Below are 22,034 nucleotides of genomic sequence, written 5' to 3'. Positions count from 1 at the left end.
TCCTCAGGGGCGCGCCCAGTCAAACGCTATCGGCGCCGCCATGATTCGCGCCTGACACGCCACACGATCACCCCTGCCCCGACGATGGCGACAACGACCCACCCCGCGCCGAACCACCACAGCCAGTCGAGGTCGGAATGGCTTCCGGATCCCGCGGCGGCCGCACCGGCGGGCAACGGCGGATGATCGACGGTCACCGGGTCTTGTCCCGGTACCGACACCACCGCAACGCCCTTGAGCCGCTGCCAGTGCTTGTTGTCGTCGCCCTTGAGCCACCTGATCAGCTCGTCAAGCTGTCCGGGCGCCCCATTGGACGTCGCGATCAGCAGTGTGCGGCCGCGGTTGAAAACCGTTTGGAGAGAGGCGAATCGCAGCACCGGGTCCAACGTGAGCTTGGTGGGCTTGTCGCCGGACCCGACGGCGTTGACGGTGATCGGGCCGCTGGGCCCCGCGGCCACGGGGAGCGTCACGTCGGACTGATTCCAGCCGTCGGCGGAAATCAGCAGCGCGGGATTCGAGGAATCGACCGCTTGCTTCACGCTGGTGACGGTGGTGTCGATGGGCATCGAACTCATCCGCTGCAGACCCACCATGATGTCGAGCGCGCGCACCGTGTCGACCAACGAGTGCTCCGCGATGCCCACCTGCACGCGGGGCATCAAGGTCTGCGGTACCGACTGAAGGCCGTCCGGCGTCGGCGGCGCCGCGCTACTGCTCTGAATAGTGCTGTCGCCGTTGATGTTCAACGTCAGCAGCTGATTTCCGGGCCCTGCGGTGTAGAAGTCTCCGCAATGCCCGACGTTGCTCGCGACGTCGAGCACCATTTCGATGTTGGTGTAGCGCTGCAGGAGCCGATCCGGCACGTCGATCCACCGGTCGATGCCGCCCTGGCCATCGGTCGGCCAGTGATCGATGGTCTCGGGACCGATCGTGACGGCGATCCGGCCGGCGATATTGGGCGGCGTCGGCGTGTAGGAACCCTGCAGATGCACGCGGACCCCGTGGATGGACCTGCCAAACCGGGTCTGGTCCAGTCCGATCGACACCCGCGGTTGCAGGGAAGTCGCGTTGATGAACGGGCGCCCGAGGTCGCGGAGCGTGGCGGTGTCCCCCGCCAGTTGCACTGTGGGCTTCACCGATTCCGCCGAGGCCCTGGAGGAAAAGGCGAGCTCCGACAGGTCGCTGAAGAGCACCGCGATGTTCGATTCGTCCGTTTGGCCCAGCGGCCCGGAGACCAGGAGCCACGGCACACCGGTCGCGCCCTGCAGGGAAAGGCCGTTGTCCGGGCCCTCTTTGACGACGACCTGGCGTTCCAGCGGCGCCGGCGGCGTCGGCGGGGCCGCCTGTCCTTCCTGCAACGGGACCACGACGATCTCGGGAGCCTGTTTGCCGTAATGCGACGCGGTGGAGGCGGCCAGTCGGATTGCCGTGTCGGACTCGGCAGTTGACGGCGATTGCGGCAAATAGATGGTCAGCTTTCGCAGCACCGGCGGCAAGAAATGAGCCACTGTGGTGGGCGGCAGTTCGGTCCCGGTGTAGGTGACCGTTCCGTTGGCGAGCCGAAGCGGGCTTTCCGGGTACAAGCAATATCCGTCCAGCGGCACCAGGTACGTACGCACCGTCACGCTCAGAAAGTTGTCGACGACCTCCGCTCCGGTCAGCGGGATGACGATCGGGGCCTGATCGGTCGTCGGCAGGTTGACCCGCGCGATGGTGCGATCGCCCTGTGTCACGGTGATGAGCCCCGACCGCAGATTGATTGGCAGTTCGACGGTCGCGTTCAGCGCCGTCGGGGTCAGCCCATGCAGTACCGGCAGAGTCAGCGGCACGTTGTTGGTCAGGCCCCAGAACTCCAAGGTGGAGGAAGACCCAAGATCGGCCAACGTCAGCGTCGTCGTCGAATCCGTCGTTGTGAGCGGATCGGTGGGCGCACCCCATGATGCCGCGGGAGCATTCATCACCAAGAAACCGACGACACCGGCGAGTGCAATTGCTCGGCCGAGAGCTTTCCGGAACATCACCGGAACAGTATGCATTGTTGAAAGCGCTTCAACCCCAATAACGGAAAGGCCGTTGCGGCGACCGCGAAAAGGTGTCCCGCAACGGCTCTCACCGAACGCTAATCGGTTTCCGGTTCCCCGCCGTCCTCGTCGAGCGGGGCGCTGGCCGCGGTATGGCGCATCACTTCGCGCCGCAGAAATTGCTGGAAGTAGGGCAGCGACGCTTCCGAGACGACGCCGGGCAGCAGGAGTTCCCAGAGCTGATGCAACCGAGCGAAGGGATCACCGATGACGTCCCCGATCCTGCCGTGGCTGGATATCGCGGTCGCGATCAGCCGTGTCCCGGATATCGTGCCCACGATCGACGCGCTGAGCACGTCGGGGTCGATGCCGCTCCGAAGGTCGCCTTCCTTGACCGCGCGGCGCGCCTCCTGGGCCGTCTCCAGCACCAAGTTGGCGTAGAAGCGCGAGGCCGCCCCGTTGAATCCGCTTAAGGCGGTGGCCAATTGCGCGGCCGCCCGGGCCATTTTGTCGGAGCCCAACACGTCGACGATCGTGAATGAGCCGTGCACAATGTTTTCCAGCCCCGGCGATGACGACTTACAGACATTTCGATAAGCGCTGAGGATCGCGTCAGACCCTTCCTCGATGATGTTCGAGGCTAACGATTCTTTCGAATCAAAGTGGTGATAGAGGGCGCCTTTGGTCATGCCCGTCCGCTCGATGATCGTGCTCCATCCGGCGGCCGCGTACCCGACCTCGCCGAACACTTCGATCGCGGCGTCGAGGATTTTTTGCCGAGTGGCCTCAGACCGAACCTGGCGCGGCATCGCCGCTGCACCTCCAGAGTCTCGTCGGACGCGCGGGTCGTTCGCCGTCGTTACTACTGCGAGTCGGCATCGTTTGAACCGGTGTTGACGGCGAGCGCCGTACGCCGCCTGAGGAATTGGCGGAAGTACTCGGAACGGTCCGGTTGCAGTATCCCGGTAAGCAGTAAGGACCAGCACTTTTCCAGGTCGAGCAGGAAGCGTTCCGGGTCGTCCAGGTTGCTGGTCTTTCGCAGTCCCATGTGCAGGGAGACCATCATGCGGCCGACGTCCTGCGGGTCGCACTGTGCGTTGATGTCGCCCTCGGCCTGGGCTTGCTCGGCGACTCGGCCCAGGTTTCTGATCCAGCGGTCGAACAACTTTTCCTGGAGCCCGTCGGGCAGGCCGACGGACTCCATCAGATTCAGTCCCGACCTGACGAGGTCCATCTTGATGTCCCGAATGGCGATCAGATACGAGAAGTCGATGAGCGTCTCGAGGCCCGAGAGCCCGCGCGTCAGCAGGTCACGCACGCCGACCGCCCCGGCCTCGACCTGGCTTTCGATGATGGCGACCGCCAAGGCATGCTTCGACTTGAAGTGGAAGTACATTGCGCCCTTGGTCAGTTCGGCCTCGGCGAGGATGTCGTCGAGGCCGACGTCGTGGTAGGGCCGACGGGCGAACTGATGCGACGCGGCCCGCAGAATCTGTTGCCGGGTCGCGTCTGCTCGTCCGTCAGTCGAGTGTGTGGTCATCGCGATCGAGAACTCAGCTCTCCGCGGCGCGAATTGTGGGGCACGCCGTGGCACCGAGGCTGAGGCCGCGGGCGGCGTCGGCCACCCCTGCGTCGCACGACGCCTTGCTCAAGCAGGGCACACACACCTCGGTTCTTCAGACATTGGGAGCGAACACGCACCCGCGTCGCTCGAGATTTCTAGCCCACTTCTGAGGTTAGCAGTCATACGGCTGTCCCGGTTGACGCCCGTGTAAATACTTGAGGTTTACGTCACAGCGTGTTGTCAAACCTATAGTATGTTTTATACGCTATTGTGCGTACGTCAGTCTGATCGGACGCCTAGATCGTCTCGACCGTTCGAATCGCACGAAGGAGAAAGCCCATGTCCCCTCTCACCACGCCTTATTCGGGCCGCGTGGCGGGAGGGGACGTGGGCGCCGCGCTCATCTCCTTGCCGGCCCTGGGGACCGCCAGCCCCGGTCGGCGCGGACTAAAGGGCTTCAGGCCGGGACGAATGACCTTCAGCCCTCAAATCCCGCTATTCCCATACTCTCGGTATGAACTTGGTCGTTTTGTTGACCTCGGAGCATGCCGAGAGGGCGCTTCCGCCGGATCCACGACGCGATCCGCTGACGGGCGGGCCGTCAAGTGATCGATTTCGGAGCGCTTCCCCCGGAGATCAACTCCACCCGGATGTACGCCGGTCCCGGCCCCTTCTCCCTCATGGCCGCGGCGGTGGCCTGGGACGCTTTGGCCGCCGAACTGCACGCCGCGGCGAGCTGCTACCGCTCGGTGATCGCCGGGTTGACCACCGGACGCTGGCTGGGCCCGTCCTCGCTGACCATGGCCTCGGCGTACGCGCCCTACATGGCGTGGATGGCTGGTGCCGGAGCGCGAGCCGCGGAGACGGCCGGTCAAGCCAGGCTTGCCGTGGAGGTTTTCGAGGCCGCCTTCGCGATGACCGTCCCGCCGCCGGCCGTCGCCGCCAATCGGGCCCAGCTCGCGACGCTGGTCGCGACCAACTTCCTCGGGCAGAACTCGGCGGCGATCGCCGCCACCGAGGCCGAATACGTGGAGATGTGGGCGCAGGACGCGGCGGCGATGTATGCCTACGCGGCGGGCTCGGCGGCCGCGTGCGAGGTGACACCCTTCACCCCGGCGCCGAACGTGACCAACGAGAGCGGCGCGGCCCAGCAGGCCGCCGCCGTCGGCAAGGCCACTTCGGAAACGGAGCAGGCGAACCTGGCGAATGTGGTGTCCAAGGTGCCCAACTCGCTGCACCAGCTTTCCTCGCCGATGAAAGTCACGGCCGATACGGGCCCTGATCTCGGCGGGACGATTGGGAACGCTGGGTCCGGTGCAGGCGACGCCGCCAATTCCTCGATCATGACGGGTCTCGCGTCGGGTATCCCCGGCGCCATCCCCAGCGCATTCTCGGCGGCGGCGACCCCCCTGTACGGCATGTCCTCCATCCTCGGCATAGCCCAGACCGCGCAAGGCTTGGCAAAAGCCGCCGGCGACGGCGCCATGGCCGCCGCCTCGGGAGCGGCGAGTGCGGCCAGTTCGGGCGCCGGAGCGCTCGGATCGCTCGGATCCGGCATCTTCGGCAGCCTCGGGAAGGCGGCCATGCTGGGTCCGTTGGCGGTGCCGGCGAGCTGGACCAGCGTGATTCCCGCCGCCCACAGCGCCGTCTCGGCGCTGCCCGCCATCAACCTCGCCGGCGCCAATGTGCCGCCCAGCGTCATGGGCTCGCTGCCCCGCCTCGCGGCCGCCTCGGGCAAGAACCTCGGGCCGCGATACGGCGTGATCCCGACCGTGATGACACGCCCACTGTCGGCCGGATACGCGTAGGCCATCTCATGAGCGGACAGGTTTTGAAGGCCCGGTGCACGAGAAGGAGCGGTAAGTGAAGTACACGCCCACCAAGGTCGCCGGGGTGACAATCATCGACTTCGAACTCCACCACGACCATCGCGGGTATTCCTCACGTTCGTTCTCCGCCCGCGACTTCGCCAACCACGGGCTGAATTTTGAAGTCGCGCAGACGAATATCTTCTTCAACTACACCCGCGGCACCGTGCGTGGCCTGTACCGTCGGGTGCCACCACACGCCGAGGCGAAACTGGTCCGTTGCACCCGCGGTGTTATCGCCGCTGTCGCGGTCGACGTTCGCCCCGACTCGCTGACCTACGGCGACCACGTGATGGTGCAGTTGAGCGCCGACGACCACCGCACGCTCTTCTTGCCCCCGTACGTCGCTCACGGCTTCCAGACGCAGGTCGATGACACCGAGGTCACCTTTCACGTCAGCGGTCGGTACGCGATGGCCGACGAGGAGGGGATCCGCTGGGACGACCCCGAATTCGGGATCTCGTGGCCGATACCGGTCACGGTCATCTCCGAACAAGACGCGAGCTGGCCCTCGCGCAAATCCAGATTGGCACCAGTGGAACAGGTGGCATCATGCGTCAGTCGGTGATCGTTCCCAGCACGGTGGATGTCGTGCAGCCCAGCTGGCGGCAGCTCAAGGCCTGGCCTGCGGGCACGACCGCGTTGCATCGCAGCGAGACGGCGGGTTCGCCCATGACCGCGCCCGTCACGCCTTCGGCCGGTGGGAATCCCGTACAGCGCTGGCAGGATCGCTATTCGCAGGGCCTGCGCATCAGTGACTCGGTGATGGTCTTCGCGTCGGTGATGCTCGCCCAGTACGTCCGATTCGGCGAAATCGCGAACACGTCGGGTTACTCGGACCAGACCATGACGCTGTTCTCCTTCCTGTTCGCGGCGCTGTGGCTGTCGGCCCTCGCGGTATTCCAAACGCGCTCAACGCGAATCATCGGGGCGGGGATCGAGGAGTACCGCCGGATCGGCACCGCGTCCTTCTGGACGTTCGGGATCATCGCCATGGTGACCTTGCTGGCCAAGGTCGACCTGGCCCGCGGCTATCTGGCGATCGCGCTTCCCGTCGGCACCGTGGGGTTGCTGGCCAGCCGTAGCGTGTGGCGAAAGCACATCTGCCGCAAGCGAGTCCAGGGCGAATGCCAGACCCGCGTTTTGGCGATCGGCGACCGGCAATCGGTCACGCACCTCGCGCATGAACTGGACCGCAACGCGGTGGCCGGGTGCGTCGTGGTCGGCGTCTGCATCCCCGGCTACGGGCCGGCCCGCGGCAACACCCTGACGATCGGCGGCCGTCAGGTACCGATCCTGGGCGACCAGACCCAGGTGGCGACGGCGATCGACAGCTGCGGCGCGGACACCGTGGCGGTGACGCAGACGGATCACTTTGGGATGCACGGGATCAGGGAGCTGCTGTGGCAGCTGGAGACCCGCGACGTCGACCTGGTGGTGTCGCCCGGCGTCATGGACGTGACCGAGGCGCGGTTGACCCTGCGCCTGACCGGCGGGCTGCCACTGCTGCACGTCGACAAGCCGCAATACGAAGGGGCGCACCGCTTTCAGAAGCAGGCCTTCGACTTCGTGTTCTCGCTGGCGGCGCTGGTCGCCACAGCACCGGTGCTCGTCGCCGCTGCCATCGCCATCAAGCTGACCAGCAAGGGACCCGTCTTCTACCCGGCGGAACGTATCGGCACCGACGGAAAGCCCTTCACTATGCTGAAGTTCCGCACGATGGTCGACGGTGCAGACACCCAGCTCGAGCACCTGCTGGCGGTCAATGAAAGCGCCGGCGGCATGCTCTTCAAGATGCGTCAGGACCCCCGGGTCACCCCCGTCGGCAGAATTCTTCGCCGGTACAGCATCGACGAGCTCCCGCAATTCATCAACGTTCTCAAGGGGGACATGAGCGTCGTCGGGCCGCGACCCCCGTTGCGCCGCGAGGTCGACAACTACGACGGCGAGGTGAAGCGGCGCTTGCTGGTGAAGCCGGGCGTCAGCGGGTTGTGGCAAGTGAGCGGCCGGTCGGACCTCTCCTGGGAAGAGTCAGTGCGGCTGGATCTGTCGTACGTCGACAACTGGTCGATGTCGGGTGACCTGATGATCGTCGCGAAGACGGTGAAAGCGGTCCTGACAAGCCACGGAGCCTACTAGGCTCGCGAGCCATGACTGAGCCAACGGCACCCGCCGCGGTGGTGCCCTCGGTGCCGCTCGCGCGAATGGCTCACGCGTTCTCGATCCAGCTGATCTGCCGCGCGCTGGGGATGCTCGCATCCGTGGTTTCGGTGGCGATGACCGCGCGCTATCTGGGGCCCGGCCGCTACGGCCAGCTCACCATCGCGGTGGCATTCGTCGCGATGTGGACCAGCTTCGCCGATCTGGGCATCGCCACCGTGATCGTGCGACGGGTGACCTCCGGCCGCGGCGAACTCGAACGCCTGGTGCGCATCAACAGCGGCCTGGCCCTGCTCTACTGCGGTCCCCTCGCGGTGCTGGCAGCCGGGTCGGGGTTGCTCATCTATCACGACACGCAGGTGCGGGTGATGCTGGTCGTGTTGTCGGGCGGGCTGCTGCTGCAGACCATGACGACACGATTCGAACCGGTATTCCTTGCCACCGTCCGGTTCTCCGCGGTGGCCATCTCCGACGTCGCCGCCCGGGTGAGCACGCTGGCCATGGTTGCCTGGCTGGTCGCGGCGCACTCGGACGTCATCTGGTTCGCGGTCGCACAACTGATCCCGCCCGCCGTGCAGCTGCTGATCCAGGGCGCCGCCGCGATGCGGCACATCTCGGTGCGGCCGCTGTTCGCCCCGCGGGAAGCCGCCGACCTGTTACGGGAAAGCTTGCCGCTGATCGGTTTTATGATTGTGGGGCTTTTGTACTGCCGCGCCGACGGCGTGATCTTGTCCCTGCTGAGCACCCACTCCGAGGTGGGCGTGTACGGCCTGGCCCTCACGATCTCGTTCAACACGATCGTGGTCTCGCTGATCTTCCACAAGTCGACGCTGTCGACGGCCACCGAACTGTTCTCGCGTGACGTCGCGGCGTTCGCCCGATTTCTGCGCCGCAGCGTCGAATTGATGTACTTCGTGGCGGTCCCGATCGCCGTGGTGGGCGTGCTGCTGGCCGGACCGTTGATCGGGTTGTTCGGCAAGAGCGCGTTCATCGAACGCGGGACGCCCACCCTGGCGTTGCTGTTCGTCGCGGCGGCCCTGCGGTTTGTCGGCGGCACCCTGGGCCAGGGTCTGGTGGCTTCCCATCATCAACAGGTGCTGCTCTGGTTGACGGTGGCGACCCTCGTGCTCAACGTCGCGCTCAACCTCGCCCTGGCCGGGCGGTTCGGCGCCGTCGGTCCCGGCGTGGCGCTGGTGTGCACGGAACTGTTCAACATGGCGATCTCCAGCTGGTGGCTGCGCCGCCGCTGCGGTTACCGCACGCCCGTGCTGTTCGTGCTGCGCTTGCTGATCCCGACGGGGGCGAGTGTCGTTGTGACACTGCTGCTCTCGGGCCACCACGTGATCCTGGTGCTGACCGCGGCGGCCACCGCCTACCTGGCCACCAGCGCGACCTTCGGCCCGATCAGCTGGTCCACCCTCGCCTCGCTGCGGGCCACGCTGCGCGAGAAGCAGCCGACGGCATGACCCGTGAAACGGACCGTGCCTATCTGAAGCGCCCCGTCGGCGACACGGCCGGCCTGCCGTCGACGCGCACGCTGGCCGTGCTGATCGTGAGCCAACGCGCCCACGAGCCGCTCGAGGTCTGCCTCGACAGCGTCGCCGAGCATCTACCCGAACTACCGATTCACGTCTACGACCACGGCGGCACGGAGCATGCGGAACTCGCCGCGAAACACCCCGCGGTCCAGTGGTTTCCGGGTCAGCCGAACGCCGGTTTCGCCGCGGCCTGCAACGCCGTGGTGGAGCAGATGCCCGCCGATGTCGACCTGCTGTTGCTGGACCCCCATGCCCGCGTGCTCGGGCCGCTGAACCGCACCCGCGAGTTGCTTCGCCAGCCCCGCGTGGCGGCGGTCTCGCCGCTCGCCCGCGACGCCGCCGCGCCGGGCCGGGCGCCATGGGACGTCGCTGCCCGCCACCACACCGTCACCCGGGAGCTGAGCGCAGCCGCCGGCCGCTCCGCCCCGCTCCGCCGTACGCCGCCCGCACGGCGGTATTCTCGCCAGCCCCCGAATCACGAAGCATCGACGGCGATTTGGCACCTATCTGCCTGGCGATCAGCCGGGCGGCCTGGAATACCATCGGCGGCTTCGACGAGGAGTACTTCGGCTACGGCGAGGCGGCCGACTGGCAGGCCCGGGCCCGCGCGGCCGGCTGGCGCATCCTGCTCGCCGACGAGCTCGGCGTCGAGCGCCGCGACCCGACAACCGACGACGGCCCCCGACGGCGCCGCGATCGGGACTTGGTGCGAACCAATACCGCGCTGTTGCTCGAGCATCAACGCGGCGTTCACCACGCGGACGTATACCTGGCCGGCACCGCCGCATTGCGGCGGCTGCGGCGGCCGCAGCGCGCGCGCCGGCGAACCGACCTGCCCTCGATAGTCATCGCCACCAACCGCCTGGTCTACGGGGGTGCGGAGCGACAAAAGGCGCTCTTGGCAACGGAATTGGACCGCCGCGGTTACCCGGTCACCATCGTCTGCGTGCAGCGGTTCGGCCCACTGATCGCCGAAATCCCGAACACGGTGCGGGTGGTTCGCCAGCCTTGGTGGGCGCCGATGGTCGATATCGCCGAGGGCCCGGCGGTGCTGATCACCGGCGACACCAATACCGAGGTGGGGTTTGGCACGCTGTGGCGCGCGGCCGGCAGGCGCCGTCGATGGTTGGTCGCACCGCATGTCCCACCCGAGGAACACCGGCCGATCTACTCGCGCCCGCTGACCGCCGCGATGCGACGCGCGGACGGTTTCATCGTTCTGGCACAACGACATTGGGACATGCTGGCCAAACAGCACCGGCTCTGGGGACGGCGCTTCGTCGCACCCAACGGTGTCACCGACAGCGGGGAGCCGAGCCGTCGGCATCGAAGCGCCGGCGAACCGCTGCACCTGGTCATGCTCTCGCGCATCGTCGAGCACAAGAACCCGCATCTGCTGATCGAGGCGCTCGGCGGCCTCGTCGAGGTGCCGTGGAAGCTGTCGATCTTCGGCGACGGGCCCGATCGGGAGAGGCTGCAGGAACAAACGCCCGCGGGACTGCGCGATCGGGTGCAATGGCGCGGATGGTCGGCCGGGCCCGGACCGGCGCTGGCCGACGCGGATCTGCTGTGCGTTCCCAGCCGCTCCGAAGCGTTCCCGGTGGTGATCCTCGAGGCGATGGCCCGTGCGGTGCCGGTTGCGGCGTCGGCGATTTGCGCTGTCCCGGAGATGCTGGATTTCGGTGAGGCGGGATTTCTCGTCGAGCCCGTATCCGTGTCGGGATGGCGAGAACACCTGACCCGGATCATGGCGGATCCCGATGCGCTGCCGTCGGTGGGGCAACGCGGTTACGAGCGCATGCGCAAGCACTACACGGTGGAGGCGATGGCCGACGCCTACCTGAGCGCCATCGGAGCGGTGCTGTGAATTCGCCTCGGGTGCTGTGGCTTTCGCCATGGACGCGACCGGCGGTGCGGGTGCAGGCGGAAGCGCTACAGCGCCAGGGCGCCGACGTTCTGTTGGTCACCTCCGATCAGCACCCGGAGTCGGACGCCGCGCGCGGTTACGAGTTGGTGCTCGACCCGCGATTCCGCACGGCCGCGACCTGGCTGCCGACCCTGAAAGCCTGGCGCCGCGTCCGACGGTTCCGCCCTGACATTGTTATCGCCGAGTTGGTGCGGGATCCACGCTGGATCGCGTTGGCCGGCCGCACTCCGCGTATTCAGGTGGTGCACGACGATCGACCGCACGACCCCCACGAACTGACGCCGGCCTACGAACGCGCCGTATTCGACCGCTGGGCCGCGCATTCGGCCGCCACCATCACCTACAGCGACTATGTCGCGGCCGCCATCTCCGCGCGCCGCGACGTCGCCGGCACGCCGGTGCATGTCGTGCCGTTGGCCAGCGACCTCGATCTCGACCGCGTTCCACCGTTCGTCAGGCCCGAAGGGCGCCGCGATTTCGTCATGTTCGGCCGTCTCAATCCCTACAAGAACGTCGATGTCGTGCTGGCGGCCTGGCAGCGACATGTGGTCGGCGGGGGCTGGCGCGGCGACAACCTCGTGCTCATCGGCGACGGGCCACTGGACGCCGACGCCCTGCCCAAACACACGCGCTGGCGCAACGGCAGCTTCCGCTACGCCGACGTCATCCCCACACTGGCCGCCGCCAAAGGGTCGATCGCCCACTATCGGCGCGCCTCACAGAGCGGCGTGCAATCGCTCTCGATGCAGCTGGGCGTGATGCCGATCGTGTCCACCGCCGGCGCGTTGCCCGAATACCAGCCGCCGGGTTTGGCCCCCGTCGGCGTCGACGACGTCGCCGGGCTCGCCGCCGCATTCGACCTCCTGGCCGATCCGGTGACCGCGGCTCAGCTCGGGGCCGACGCGGCGCGCCACTACGCGCGCCGATGCGCCGTTGACCTTGTCGCCGTGCGCTTTTTGGACGTCATCACCCAGGTGCTGGATGGGCGACGGTGACGGGGCGCTCAGGCGAGGCCCCGCCAGAACGTCTCCAGCCATCCGGTCAGTTCGCGGGCCCGGCCCAGCGCATCGGGTGCGGCCGCTCGGGACCGCGTCGCCGCGATGGCCGCCGGAAGCTCCTCGGTTTCTCGGGCCACGGTCGCCAGTCCCGCATCCGCCATCTTCTCGGCGAACGGCAGCTGGTGCTCGTCGACGTGCTCGCCGCGCGACGAGCGACGCGGCACCAGCACGGGATGTTTTCCTTGCTCGACGCACAGCAGCGTCGATCCGGCGCCGGCGTGGGTGACGGTGACGGAGGCCCGCCGGATCTGCGTGCACACGTCCCCGAAGGACAGGAAGCGCTCGAACGCGGCGTGGCGCGGCTCGAACTTGCAGGTTCCGAGCTGGACGAAAAAGTCCTCCCCCACCGCGTCCGTGCGCGCCAGCTCGTCCACCGCGCGCGCCAGCCGGTCGAAGGGATGGACCTCCATCCCCATGATCACGAAGATCACACGATCCTCCCGTGGTACTCGGTGCGGGGAATCCGGTCGGCCAACTCGGGCCACTGCACGAGAAAGCGGGAGGCGAACGGCTTCACCATGCGGGCGGTGAGCGAGAGCTCGGTGATGCGGGTGATCGATTCGATGAACACGGTGGGAATCCGCAGCAGCCAGGCCAGCCAGAGGAAGGGGGCCGCCACGCCCGATCCGGTCGTCAGGATCATGGCGGGGCGGTGGCGGATCAAAAGCCGTAGCGCCAGCAATAGATTGCGCAGCAGGTTGGGCACGTTGCGGACCGTCGGGTGCGCGGCCCAGTAGACCTCCTGCTCGTCGCGCAGCAGGTAACGGGCGTCGGCGGTCCCGAAGCTCACCCAAAACCGATTTTTGTCCTGCCAGAACTCCCGCAGGCAGAACATCTCGTAAATGTGCCCGCCGGAGGACGCGATGAGGAGCAGCCGGCCCATGTCTCCCCTCGGTTGAGGCGCGCGCCGATCTTCCGGCAACGTCGCGACGATCCCGTGTTAGAGACTAACTCCCGTCGCGGCCTGCGCCGGGATGCCGACAGCAAAGAGATCGACGAGATTTCGCGATGAGGATCCGGCCGGATGCTAACGTCCACGTTGGCGGGCCGTACACGTTGCCGATGCGGCACTCGGAGTGAGTAAAGGCGCGGACGATGATTCGAACGGCCATAGTCGGTCTGGGCAAGATGGGTCTTTCGCACCTTGCGATCCTTCGCACGCACCCGGACCTCGACGTGGTCGGCGTCTGTGACTCCGCCGGCTATGTGCGCGACATCCTGGGCAAGTACACCGGTCTGGAGTGCTACGACGATTTCGATCGGTTGCTGACACAGACGAAGGCCGAAGCGGTTGTCGTCGCCGTTCCGTCACGGCTCCATGCGCCGATGGTCGAAAAAGCCCTTGCCCGAGGGACACACGTCTTCTGCGAGAAACCGTTCGTCCTCGATGTCCGGGACGGGGAGCGACTTGTGACGCTCGCGGAGAGCAATCGACTCGTCACGCAGGTCGGCTATCACTGCCGCTTCATCGGCGCCTTCCAAGAGGCGGCACGTATCGTCGCGTCGGGCGCTCTCGGGCAGGTGCACCACGTGCGCGCCGAGGCATACGGCCCGGTCGTCCTCCGCCCGAAGGGAAGCACGTGGCGCGGCGTGAAGGCCGAAGGCGGGGGCGCCCTCTACGACTACGCCTGCCACGCCATCGATTTGATGAACTTCATCGCCGGCGTGCCCCATTCGGTCGACGGAGTCGTCCGGCACAGCATTTTCTCGCGCGACGTCGACGACGAGGTCTACTGCACGATGCGCTACGACAACGGCGCAAGCGGCCAGTTGTGCGTGAACTGGAGCGACGAGAGCTTTCGCAAGATGTCGACGAAGGTCTCGGCGTGGGGAACCAACGGCCGGGTCGTCGCTGATCGTCAGGAATGCCAGATCTACCTTCGCGAGACGCACCCCGGCTTTCCCGATTTGGGGCCGGGATGGACGATCCGCTACACGACCGATCTCACCGACGAGGTCTGGTATTACCTTCGGGGCGAGGAGTATTCGGCGCAGATCGACTATTTCGCCCAGAGCATCAAGCACAACCGGGTGAATGGCCAGAACACATTTCGCTCGGCGCTCGACGTCGATCGTGTGGTCGACATGATCACCGGTGCCGCCGTCAGCGGAGGTCCCCCGCCGCCGCAGGCGGCCGCGAACGGCTCCCCGCGCGGCTCGCTGCGGCGCGAGCTCGTCGCGCGCATCAGGAAACTCACCTCCCCGAGGGCGTCGTGACCATGGACCGGGTGCTCTTCGGCGACAACCAATTCTTCGGCGTCAACCACATGTCCGAGGACAAAGCGCGCGCGCAGGCGATACGGTTTCAGCACCTGCCGGCCGTGCTGGCGACGCTGGACGCCGCGTACCAGGAAGGCATCCGCACGTTCGTCTGCACGACGCACGATCGTGTCGGCGAAATCTGCGATCATTTCCGCGCCAACCGAACCCGATACCCCGACTACGTCTTCTACCCGTGCATGCCGTATGCCCACAAGTACGCCAACGCCGTGACCGAGTTCGGCATGGTGGAGGCGCTCCGAAAGTTCCTGCCCGACGACGGGGCCGTCAAGTCGATGTTCAAGGGCGGTGTCGCCATCGCGAGCAAGGACATCGAGCCGATCATGCAGCTTCTGGTCGACGCCGAGATGAAGATGTTCGCCGGACTGTCCACGCCCGTCATCTTCATTCAAAACGTCGTCACCGACCTGCTTCTCGGCCTGGGCATGAACGAGGGCTTCCGGTTTTTCTCCGACCACGTGCGGCTCAAGTACGGTGCCGAGCCGGGCTTCATCACGATGAATCTCCCACGCCTGCTCGATGCCCTCGACGGACAGGGAATCGAGAACCCGATCGTGTGCGCCAATTTCAATAAGATCGGCTTCCGGATGTGTGGCGGCATCGAGCTCTACGAGAGGACGATTCGTGAGCGCCGCTGCCGGCTGATCGCGATGTCGGTGCTCGCCTCGGGCGCGATCCCGCCCCGCGAGGCCATCGACTACGTGTGCGGCCAGCCGCAGATCCATTCGATCGTATTCGGCGCATCCAGCCGTGCGAACATCCGGCAGACGAAGTCCCTGATCGACGAGCTCTGGCCGATTCCGACGTAGGTCCTTGACGCGGGTTAGCTTGAATCCGTTGACGTGCAGGCTGTTCGCGCCTTAGCCAGACGCTCCGCGAGCCGCACGCCCAGCGCGATCCCGAGCAGCGTCGGGTTGGCCTGGCTCGATGTCGGCAACACCGAGGTGCTGGCAACGTAGAGCCCGCGAACGCCGTGGACTTGCAGGTGCGGGTCGACGACGCCGCCTTCCGGCGATGTCGACATCCGGGTGGTTCCCGCCTGGTGGAAACCGGCCCGCTTCTCCATGTAGGCACGTACCGAGGCTTCGACGTCGTCGGTCAGCCACTCCACGTATCCCACACCGTGGCGACGAAGGTGTTCATCGACCGCGACGATGGCCCTGCGCACACTCGCGTAATCGGCTTCGGAGAAGTGCATCCGGGTGCGAATCCTCCTCATGCCGAGGGCATCTCGCTCATCGGTCAGTTCGACCCGGCTCTCCGGGTGCGGAAGGTGCTCACCGTGGTACTGGAGCAGGTAGCGATTGTCGGCGCTCTTCACGAAGAACCCGGGCGCCTTGCGGCCCCTGCGGACGAAGCGCGCGTAGCAGAACACGATGGCGAACCCGAGGGAACCGAACAGGTCTCGCACAACATTGCCCAGATGCGCGAGGATCCGTGGCGACCCGTCCGTCTTGGTGTGCGCCTCGCGGATCGCCCCGGCGAGCAGGAAACGGCCGATCGGGGAGATCAGCGTCAGGTACACCCCGGACAAGATCCCGCTTCCGTGGCTCGGGTCGCTGATCGGCGGATTCACCAAGAAGATTGCGGCGTTGGGCATTCCGTTCTGGCGCAGCAGCTGCGGGTGGAAGGTGAAGCGCCGGCGAACATACACCCCGTCGTTGTCCCGCTCGTAGCCGTGGATGACCTCGTCGGTGGTGAATTGCACGCGCGCGACCCGGGCTTCGACGTGCGCCATGTACCAGCGCCCCAGGTGCCCGCCCGCGTTCCCCAGCCCCCCGGGGTGATGGCGATCCGACGCCAGCAGCAGGCGGGTGGCCTCCAAACCGCCGGTCGCGATGACGTAATCCGTCGCCACCACTGTCCCCTTGCCACCGTTGAGCGCCTTGACCACCAGGTGGTCGACGGCGTCGCCGGCCGGTTTCGTCACGATTTCGGTACACGTGAGGCCGGTCCACAGCGTGAGAAGGGGAGCTTTCCGCAACGTCGTGCGGTACCGACGCCCGAACCGGGTTGGTAGCGCCCAGCGCTCGAGATCCGTCGTGCGCACGTCACCGTCGGGGAGCCCCCCGATCAAGTCGCGATGCGCGATCTCGGGAAGGTCGCGCGCATTGAATGCCGCCCGACCGCACACCGCCCAATCACAGGCCCGCTGGAGATACGGCTCGACATCGTCGTGTCCGATGGGCCACGGCGCCTGCGCGGTGATGGATCGATCCTCGAAATCGATGGGGTCGAACTTGACGCAGCGTCCGCCCCAGAGCGCCGACGTTCCGCCGACCTGCCGGCGGACCGTTAACTCGCTACGCGAATGGAAGTAGTCGTCGTGCCGCGAATCGAACATCGCAAGCGCTTGCGCCGCCGCATCGTTGCGTTCGAGGCCACTCTCGAGGAGGACCACCTGCACGCCCGAACCAACGAGTTCCAGCGCGGTCGCGATGCCGATCGGGCCGGCCCCGATGACCACCACGTCCGCCTCGATCCTCATGCCGCCGGCGAAGTCCTTCATGTCGCGAATCACGCCGCTGCACCCTCTCGAAACTCCTTGACGAGAGCGAGGAACCGTGTGAGGGTCTCGGCATCGGGTGGCGACGAGACGGCGTTCGCGGCTTCGGAGACCCGCTGGGGCCTGGTGGTGCTGTAAAGGATTGCGCGGCAACCCATTGCGGCGAAGGATGAGGCGAGAATCAGCCTGGGCAGCACGCCGGGGGCCAGGGGATCGGCCTGCAGGGCTTCGCGCCAGCGCCTCGCCAATCCAGGGTCCGCCAGCAGGGCGCCCGAGAGCTTCCGGTACGGACCATCGAGGACACCGAACGCGAGATCGGCCGGTCGCGGCGAAGGATTGAGCAAGTCGCTGCGGAGTTGGCTGACTGCCCGCGGCGCGAATGCGCGGACGAAGTCGACGTCGAGCCCCTCGTCCTGCGAGACACCCCAGGCGCGAATCTTCCCCTGTTGGCTTGCCCGCTCAAAGAATTCGCGGAGTTCGCCGCTTGCGACGGTGTCCTGAGGCCGTGGGGCGTGCACGAAAAGGATGTCGACGTAGTTGACGCCGAGGGCCGCCAGGCTCTCGTCAAGGCTGCGCGCCGCGACGGCCGCGTCGTACACCCGGCCGGTCGCCGGCGGCGCCTGCCGCCGCTTGACGATACGGCGCAGCGCGGGCGCCTTTTTCAGCAGCGCTCGGGCCGGGGCCTGGAATCGGCCGAGCCGCCGCGCCGCGCCGCCGACCTCGATGCCGAACTTGGTGGCAATGGTCACGCTGTCGCGGTCGACGGTGCGCAGGAAGGCCCCCAGCTCCGCCTCGGCCATCCCCAGCCCGTACATCCGCGCGGTGTCGAAGTGGGTGATGCCGCTGTCCACGGCGCCGGCGAGCACCGCCATCCGTTCCTTGCGGGACGGCGACTGCATCAGTGCGCCGCATCCGAAACCGATTGCGCTGACCGCCAATTGCGGTCCCTGCAGTTCAACCCGCCGCAATGTCGCAGCCCAGGTAGATCCGGCGAAGCTCGGCGTCGATGACGTCGGGGCTTCGTGTCGCCGCGACGTGCGCTTGGCCGCGCAACCCGTCACGCTCGGCCAGCTGCGGGTCGCGCAGGTACCGACCGATCGCCTTCGCCAACGCGGGCACATCGTCGACCGGGACGAGCATGCCCGGGTCCGGCGCGATCTCTGCCGTACCGCCGACGGGTGTCGCCACGAACGGGCGCGCGCCGGCCAGGGCCTCGGTCAGGATCATCGGCATTCCCTCCGCAAACGACGGGAGCACAACCACCCGAACCGAGCGCAGCAGCCCACGGACCATGTCGGGGTGTATCGGACCTTCGACGCTCAGCCGTTCCGTCTCGGGCGGAACGTAGTCGTCGATGGGACCGATTATCCGACAACGGCCTTCGATACCCTCGGCAAGAAGAAGCCGCCAGGCCGCGACAAGCCTGTCGACACCTTTGCGGTGACCGACGGTGCCCGCAAAGAGCGCCACGGGTGGCGTAGAGCCGGCCCCGGGCGCATCCCGGTCCACCACGATCGGGTTCGGCACGACGGCGGTCCGCACCGTGGGCGCCACCTCGGCGACGGCGGCGCGCGCTTCCTCCGATAACAGGATCACATGGTCCGCACGCTTCAACGTCGCACCGACGAAGCGGGGGTGCGCCCTGGCGAACTCGGGAAAGTCGGGGCCATGGAGGGTGACGATCACCCGGAAGCCCTTGGCCCTGGCCAATCGGATCAACGGTCCTTCGCGCAGCCAGGCCCCGCCATTGGAGATGTGGAAGTGCACGACGGTGGGGAGAGGGGTCCGGCCCAGTGAAATCCCCGCGCGTGCCGTGAGAAACAGGTTCTTCAGATGGCCGTTGCCGTTCCACGTCGACAGGACTCGGATGTCGTCGGCACCAATGTTGTTGTCGCGCAACACGCGGATGACGGACTGCGTCCCGCCGATGCTGTACATGTCGGGTCCGACGTGTGTCACTGCGATCATGTTGGCCACGCTCGTCTAGGGGGAAGCGACCACGCCGACCCTGGTGTTGAGGGTCGGGCCGGGCGTCGCGGTCGGCGCCGGCGCGGAGTTGTCCTCGGGTTGGCCGCCCTCCGCGCCCCGGCGCCGCAGGCCGGCGTATCCCATCGCTGCCCCCAGCGCCATGCCCAACCCCAAGGCGTCCATCGGCATCTCCGGCAACGGCCACACGGCGGATATCGCCAAGAGGCCCGCCGCGACCGCCGCACTGATTTTCGCGGGCGTCGGGGCGCAACGCAGCGCCAGGATCACCGGCGTGAGCGCGAACAGGACGAACGCAGCCATGCCCACCGCCCCGGCCTTGGCCAACCACCACAGGTAGAAGTTGTGGGAATAGGCGGGATAAAGGTACCGATGGAATTCGTCGTCGCCGGTGGGCGGCTGATACACGAAGCCCAGTCCATGGCCGAAGACCGGCGCCTGGGCGATGGTCTCCTTGAGGAGATTGATTTCCCGCAGTCGTTCCAGCGCCGAATCGTCTACCGCGAGCGCACTCGACGTAACCCCGCCGAGTACCCGCTGATTGAAGGCGACGTATTGATCGGCCAGCCACGCCCCGGTCTTCGAACGCTGTAGTAAAAACAGCGACCCGGGCACCGTCACCGCGACGAGAACCAGGCCGACGGTAGCGGCCACAACCGCCCGCCGCACGGCCGCCCAACTCAAGCTGCCGAGCAATGCGACCCCGGCCGCCACCCCCATGGAGATCAGCGTGTTGCGGGAGAAGGACAGCAGCGAAATGCTCAGCGCGGGAACGCCCAACGCGAGATAGGCCATGGGTCGGACGCGGCCCACGATCGGGGCGGCGACCAGCGCGCTCAGCACCGCGGTGGCCGGCGTCTGGGTGGACAGGATGATGCGCACGGCCTGGCCGGCACCCGTCGTCCCCTCCAGGCTTTCCGCCCGACCGGCCAGCCGGATGGCGTACAGCGAGCTGATGATCGCCATGCCCGCCGAAAACCACAGGATCACGATCATCACCCGAATCGAAAATCTGACATGACCGCTGTAGACGACAAACATCGCCAGCACGAAGCCAATGGCCATTTCGATCATGGTGGTCGATTCACGGGTCACCGTCAGTTCCGGGTTGCCCGTGGCGAATCCGGTGGCCGTGGACCACAGCACCGCCGCCACCAGGATCCCCGGCAGTACGAAATCCGACGACCGCGGTTTCGCGGTGGGAATCAGGTAGCAGATCGCGAGGATGGCAGCCAGGTGGTAGGCGTAAATCGTCAGCGGCCCAAAGACTTTCCCGACGTGCAGGCCTTCCGGCAGTGCCGCGAACACACCGAACAGCGTGACCCCCACCATCCCTTCGGGTTTCACCCAGTAGACGACCACGCAGAACAACGCTGCGGTCAGCAGCACGCCCTCGGTGGTTCGGCGCACCGAGAACACGCCGAACGCGAAGCAGCCGAACACGAACATCGCCAGCAGAGCTCCATCCACTGCCAGGCGGTGACGGGCCCGCAGGTACGGGATCACGCCGGCCTGCTGACCTTTGACCGGTAGGCACGGTCCGCGGCCCTGATGTGCAGCGACTGGCGGGCGTCGGTCAGCACAATGCCGACGACCTGCGCGCCGGCCGCACGCAGGGCGGTCAACGCGTCCTTGAGTTCGTCCGCGGTGGTGCGCTTCGCCCGAACCACCAACACCGTGGCCGGGACGGCGCCGGCCAGCAGACCGGTGTCGGCGGTGGCAAGCACCGGCGGCCCATCGACCACGATCCGATCAAAACGTGACGACAATTCCTGCACCACTCGGTCGATCACTTCCGGCAGGTACGCGCTGGGCGGCAGGCTCTCGCGCCGGGCGGACCGCGACGCGAGAATGAACAGCTTCGAAATCGGCGTCGGCTTCACCGCCTGGGCGGCGGCGTCGGGGTTGGCGAGCGCGTTGGCAAGTCCCTCCCCCGATTCGACCCTCAGCAGACCGGCGATCACGTGTCGGCGACTGTCGCCCTCGACGAGCAGTGCGTCTTCGCCCATCTCGGCCAGCGCGAGCGCCAGATTCATCGCCGTCGTCGTCGTTCCTTCGCCACCGAACGGCCCCGCCACCAGCACCTGGCGGGCATTGGGTCCCATCGCCCTGAGCAGCCGGGTGCGCATGCCCCGCACCGCGTCGTCGAATGCGGTGTCGGTGCCGAACCGCGGAGCGCCGCCGCGCTTTCCCGGCAGCTCCGCCAGCGTGGGCAAGCCCGAGAGTTCCTCCAGCTTTGCGCGGGTGCGCACGGTGCGATCGCCGGCCTCGCGGGTCAGCGCCACCGCGATGGCCAACAGCACACCGGCGATGAACCCGATCGCCATGTTTCGCAGCGGCACGGGCGAAATCGGAACTTTCGGTACGCGGGGCGGCTCGACCATGGTCGCCCGCGCCGAGGGCCACGGCTTCCCCGTGGGTCCTGCCGATGCCGGCACGTCGGACGGTTGACCCGATGGCGTCGTCGTCGTTTCGACCACCTCGGGTCGCGGCCCCCCGGTGATCGGCGCGCCCACACCGTTCGCAGCGGTGTTCGGGGCGAGCGTCGGAAGCATCGCGCTGAACTGACCGGCCATGGCGCCTGCCAGCGCGGCGGCGCGCGCCGGGTCGGTGTCTTTGACACTGATCGTGAAGAGCACCGATTTCGGCGTGTATTTCACTTGGGTTTCGCTCAGCAGATCATCGGCGCGCATGGGAAGTTGGAGCTGATGGATGGCGCGCTCGGCGACGATGTGGCCGCCGGCAATTTGGGCATACGACGACAGCCGTTCTTGTGCGGCCTGGGTCCCGCTGTACACCTCGTTGAGGTCGGTCGCACCGGAAAACGAGATGAGGACCGTGGCCGACGACTGGTAGTGCTTGGTCTGCAGTGCGGTCACGAACGCGGCGCCGACGGTGCACGCCAGCAGTGCGGTCAAGGCGAGTTTCCAGTGCGCGCCGAGAATCCGGACGAAGGTACGGAAATCCATCGGCTATTAACCTTTCTAAAAGCCTTCGGCGGGAAGAAAACTCTTCGGTTTTGGACCACCAGCCGCCCATACTCCCTGCAGATTATGCAGCATCATCAGGCAGGCTTTGGCGGAATCGCAGTCCCGCTGCCCCGGTTGATTACCGCGTAATTGGTGA

The 22,034-nt window shown here is 66.8% G+C and carries 17 protein-coding genes and 1 pseudogene; 8 read left to right on the top strand and 10 right to left on the bottom strand.

Features of this window, described 5'->3' with window-relative positions:
* Nucleotides 1-26: 26 nt before the first annotated feature.
* The 3 genes from AC0KTM_RS03240 to AC0KTM_RS03230 all read right to left on the bottom strand — a co-directional run bounded on the left by AC0KTM_RS03240 (nucleotide 27) and on the right by AC0KTM_RS03230 (nucleotide 3,561).
* The gene (locus AC0KTM_RS03240; protein WP_225328048.1) at nucleotides 27-2,036 is read right to left on the bottom strand and encodes a hypothetical protein; all 2,010 of its coding nucleotides are present in this window, start codon (nucleotides 2,034-2,036) and stop codon (nucleotides 27-29) included.
* Nucleotides 2,037-2,119: 83 nt separating this feature from the next.
* The gene (locus AC0KTM_RS03235; RefSeq protein WP_225328047.1) at nucleotides 2,120-2,830 is read right to left on the bottom strand and encodes a TetR/AcrR family transcriptional regulator; all 711 of its coding nucleotides are present in this window, start codon (nucleotides 2,828-2,830) and stop codon (nucleotides 2,120-2,122) included.
* A gap of 53 nt (nucleotides 2,831-2,883) precedes the next feature.
* Complete coding sequence (locus tag AC0KTM_RS03230; protein WP_225328046.1) at nucleotides 2,884-3,561, bottom strand: TetR/AcrR family transcriptional regulator; 678 nt, start codon at nucleotides 3,559-3,561, stop codon at nucleotides 2,884-2,886.
* 629 nt (nucleotides 3,562-4,190) lie between these two features.
* Here AC0KTM_RS03230 and AC0KTM_RS03225 point away from each other — a divergent pair.
* The 6 genes and pseudogenes from AC0KTM_RS03225 (at nucleotide 4,191) to AC0KTM_RS03200 (ending at nucleotide 12,073) form a co-directional block, all read left to right on the top strand.
* The gene (locus tag AC0KTM_RS03225) at nucleotides 4,191-5,393 is read left to right on the top strand and encodes a PPE family protein (protein ID WP_308011552.1); all 1,203 of its coding nucleotides are present in this window, start codon (nucleotides 4,191-4,193) and stop codon (nucleotides 5,391-5,393) included.
* 55 nt (nucleotides 5,394-5,448) lie between these two features.
* On the top strand, nucleotides 5,449-6,021 hold the full coding sequence (locus tag AC0KTM_RS03220) for a dTDP-4-dehydrorhamnose 3,5-epimerase family protein (protein WP_225328045.1): 573 nt from the start codon (nucleotides 5,449-5,451) through the stop codon (nucleotides 6,019-6,021).
* Nucleotides 6,006-7,592, top strand: a complete 1,587-nt coding sequence (locus AC0KTM_RS03215) for a sugar transferase (protein WP_225328044.1) — start codon at nucleotides 6,006-6,008, stop codon at nucleotides 7,590-7,592. The genes AC0KTM_RS03220 and AC0KTM_RS03215 overlap by 16 nt, the downstream gene beginning before the upstream one ends.
* Nucleotides 7,593-7,603: 11 nt before the next feature.
* Nucleotides 7,604-9,079 (top strand): flippase, encoded by a 1,476-nt coding sequence (locus tag AC0KTM_RS03210; protein WP_238958233.1) that lies wholly within the window; start codon nucleotides 7,604-7,606, stop codon nucleotides 9,077-9,079.
* Nucleotides 9,076-11,018: pseudogene (locus AC0KTM_RS03205) on the top strand (glycosyltransferase). Before AC0KTM_RS03210 ends, AC0KTM_RS03205 begins: the two are co-directional and overlap by 4 nt.
* Before the next feature lie 11 nt (nucleotides 11,019-11,029).
* On the top strand, nucleotides 11,030-12,073 hold the full coding sequence (locus tag AC0KTM_RS03200; RefSeq protein ID WP_225328072.1) for a glycosyltransferase family 4 protein: 1,044 nt from the start codon (nucleotides 11,030-11,032) through the stop codon (nucleotides 12,071-12,073).
* A gap of 8 nt (nucleotides 12,074-12,081) precedes the next feature.
* Here the strand turns inward: AC0KTM_RS03200 and AC0KTM_RS03195 are convergent, their stop codons facing one another.
* On the bottom strand, nucleotides 12,082-12,567 hold the full coding sequence (locus AC0KTM_RS03195; RefSeq protein ID WP_225328041.1) for a glycosyltransferase: 486 nt from the start codon (nucleotides 12,565-12,567) through the stop codon (nucleotides 12,082-12,084).
* Nucleotides 12,564-13,019 carry a UDP-N-acetylglucosamine--LPS N-acetylglucosamine transferase gene (locus tag AC0KTM_RS03190; RefSeq protein WP_472414952.1) on the bottom strand — a complete coding sequence of 152 codons (456 nt, stop codon included), beginning with the start codon at nucleotides 13,017-13,019 and terminating at the stop codon, nucleotides 12,564-12,566. Before AC0KTM_RS03190 ends, AC0KTM_RS03195 begins: the two co-directional genes overlap by 4 nt.
* A 212-nt stretch (nucleotides 13,020-13,231) precedes the next feature.
* On the opposite strand from AC0KTM_RS03190, the gene AC0KTM_RS03185 reads away from it, so the two are divergent.
* The gene (locus tag AC0KTM_RS03185; RefSeq protein ID WP_472414950.1) at nucleotides 13,232-14,353 is read left to right on the top strand and encodes a Gfo/Idh/MocA family protein; all 1,122 of its coding nucleotides are present in this window, start codon (nucleotides 13,232-13,234) and stop codon (nucleotides 14,351-14,353) included.
* Nucleotides 14,350-15,225 (top strand): hypothetical protein, encoded by an 876-nt coding sequence (locus tag AC0KTM_RS03180; RefSeq protein WP_472414948.1) that lies wholly within the window; start codon nucleotides 14,350-14,352, stop codon nucleotides 15,223-15,225. The genes AC0KTM_RS03185 and AC0KTM_RS03180 overlap by 4 nt, the downstream gene beginning before the upstream one ends.
* 14 nt (nucleotides 15,226-15,239) lie before the next feature.
* Here AC0KTM_RS03180 and AC0KTM_RS03175 read toward each other — a convergent pair whose 3' ends face one another.
* The 5 genes from AC0KTM_RS03175 to AC0KTM_RS03155 are packed head-to-tail and all read right to left on the bottom strand — an operon-like array spanning nucleotide 15,240 to nucleotide 21,877.
* Entirely contained in the window at nucleotides 15,240-16,925 is a 1,686-nt protein-coding gene (locus AC0KTM_RS03175) for a GMC oxidoreductase (RefSeq protein ID WP_472417367.1), read from the bottom strand.
* Nucleotides 16,926-16,933: 8 nt separating this feature from the next.
* The gene (locus AC0KTM_RS03170; RefSeq protein ID WP_238958238.1) at nucleotides 16,934-17,860 is read right to left on the bottom strand and encodes an aldo/keto reductase; all 927 of its coding nucleotides are present in this window, start codon (nucleotides 17,858-17,860) and stop codon (nucleotides 16,934-16,936) included.
* Nucleotides 17,861-17,876: 16 nt separating this feature from the next.
* A complete protein-coding gene (locus AC0KTM_RS03165) occupies nucleotides 17,877-18,890 on the bottom strand; it encodes a glycosyltransferase family 4 protein (protein ID WP_472414947.1) in 1,014 nt (337 codons plus the stop codon).
* Nucleotides 18,891-18,905: 15 nt separating this feature from the next.
* Entirely contained in the window at nucleotides 18,906-20,357 is a 1,452-nt protein-coding gene (locus AC0KTM_RS03160; RefSeq protein ID WP_472417365.1) for an O-antigen ligase family protein, read from the bottom strand.
* A 53-nt stretch (nucleotides 20,358-20,410) separates the two neighbouring features.
* Nucleotides 20,411-21,877, bottom strand: a complete 1,467-nt coding sequence (locus AC0KTM_RS03155; RefSeq protein ID WP_472414945.1) for a tyrosine-protein kinase domain-containing protein — start codon at nucleotides 21,875-21,877, stop codon at nucleotides 20,411-20,413.
* Between the last annotated feature and the right edge of the window lie 157 nt (nucleotides 21,878-22,034).

This window comes from Mycobacterium sp. NTMscope_Eco_3 (genome assembly GCF_976985685.1).
The sequence above is the reverse complement of the archived record's forward strand: the minus strand, read 5'-3'. Positions and strand labels throughout refer to the sequence as shown.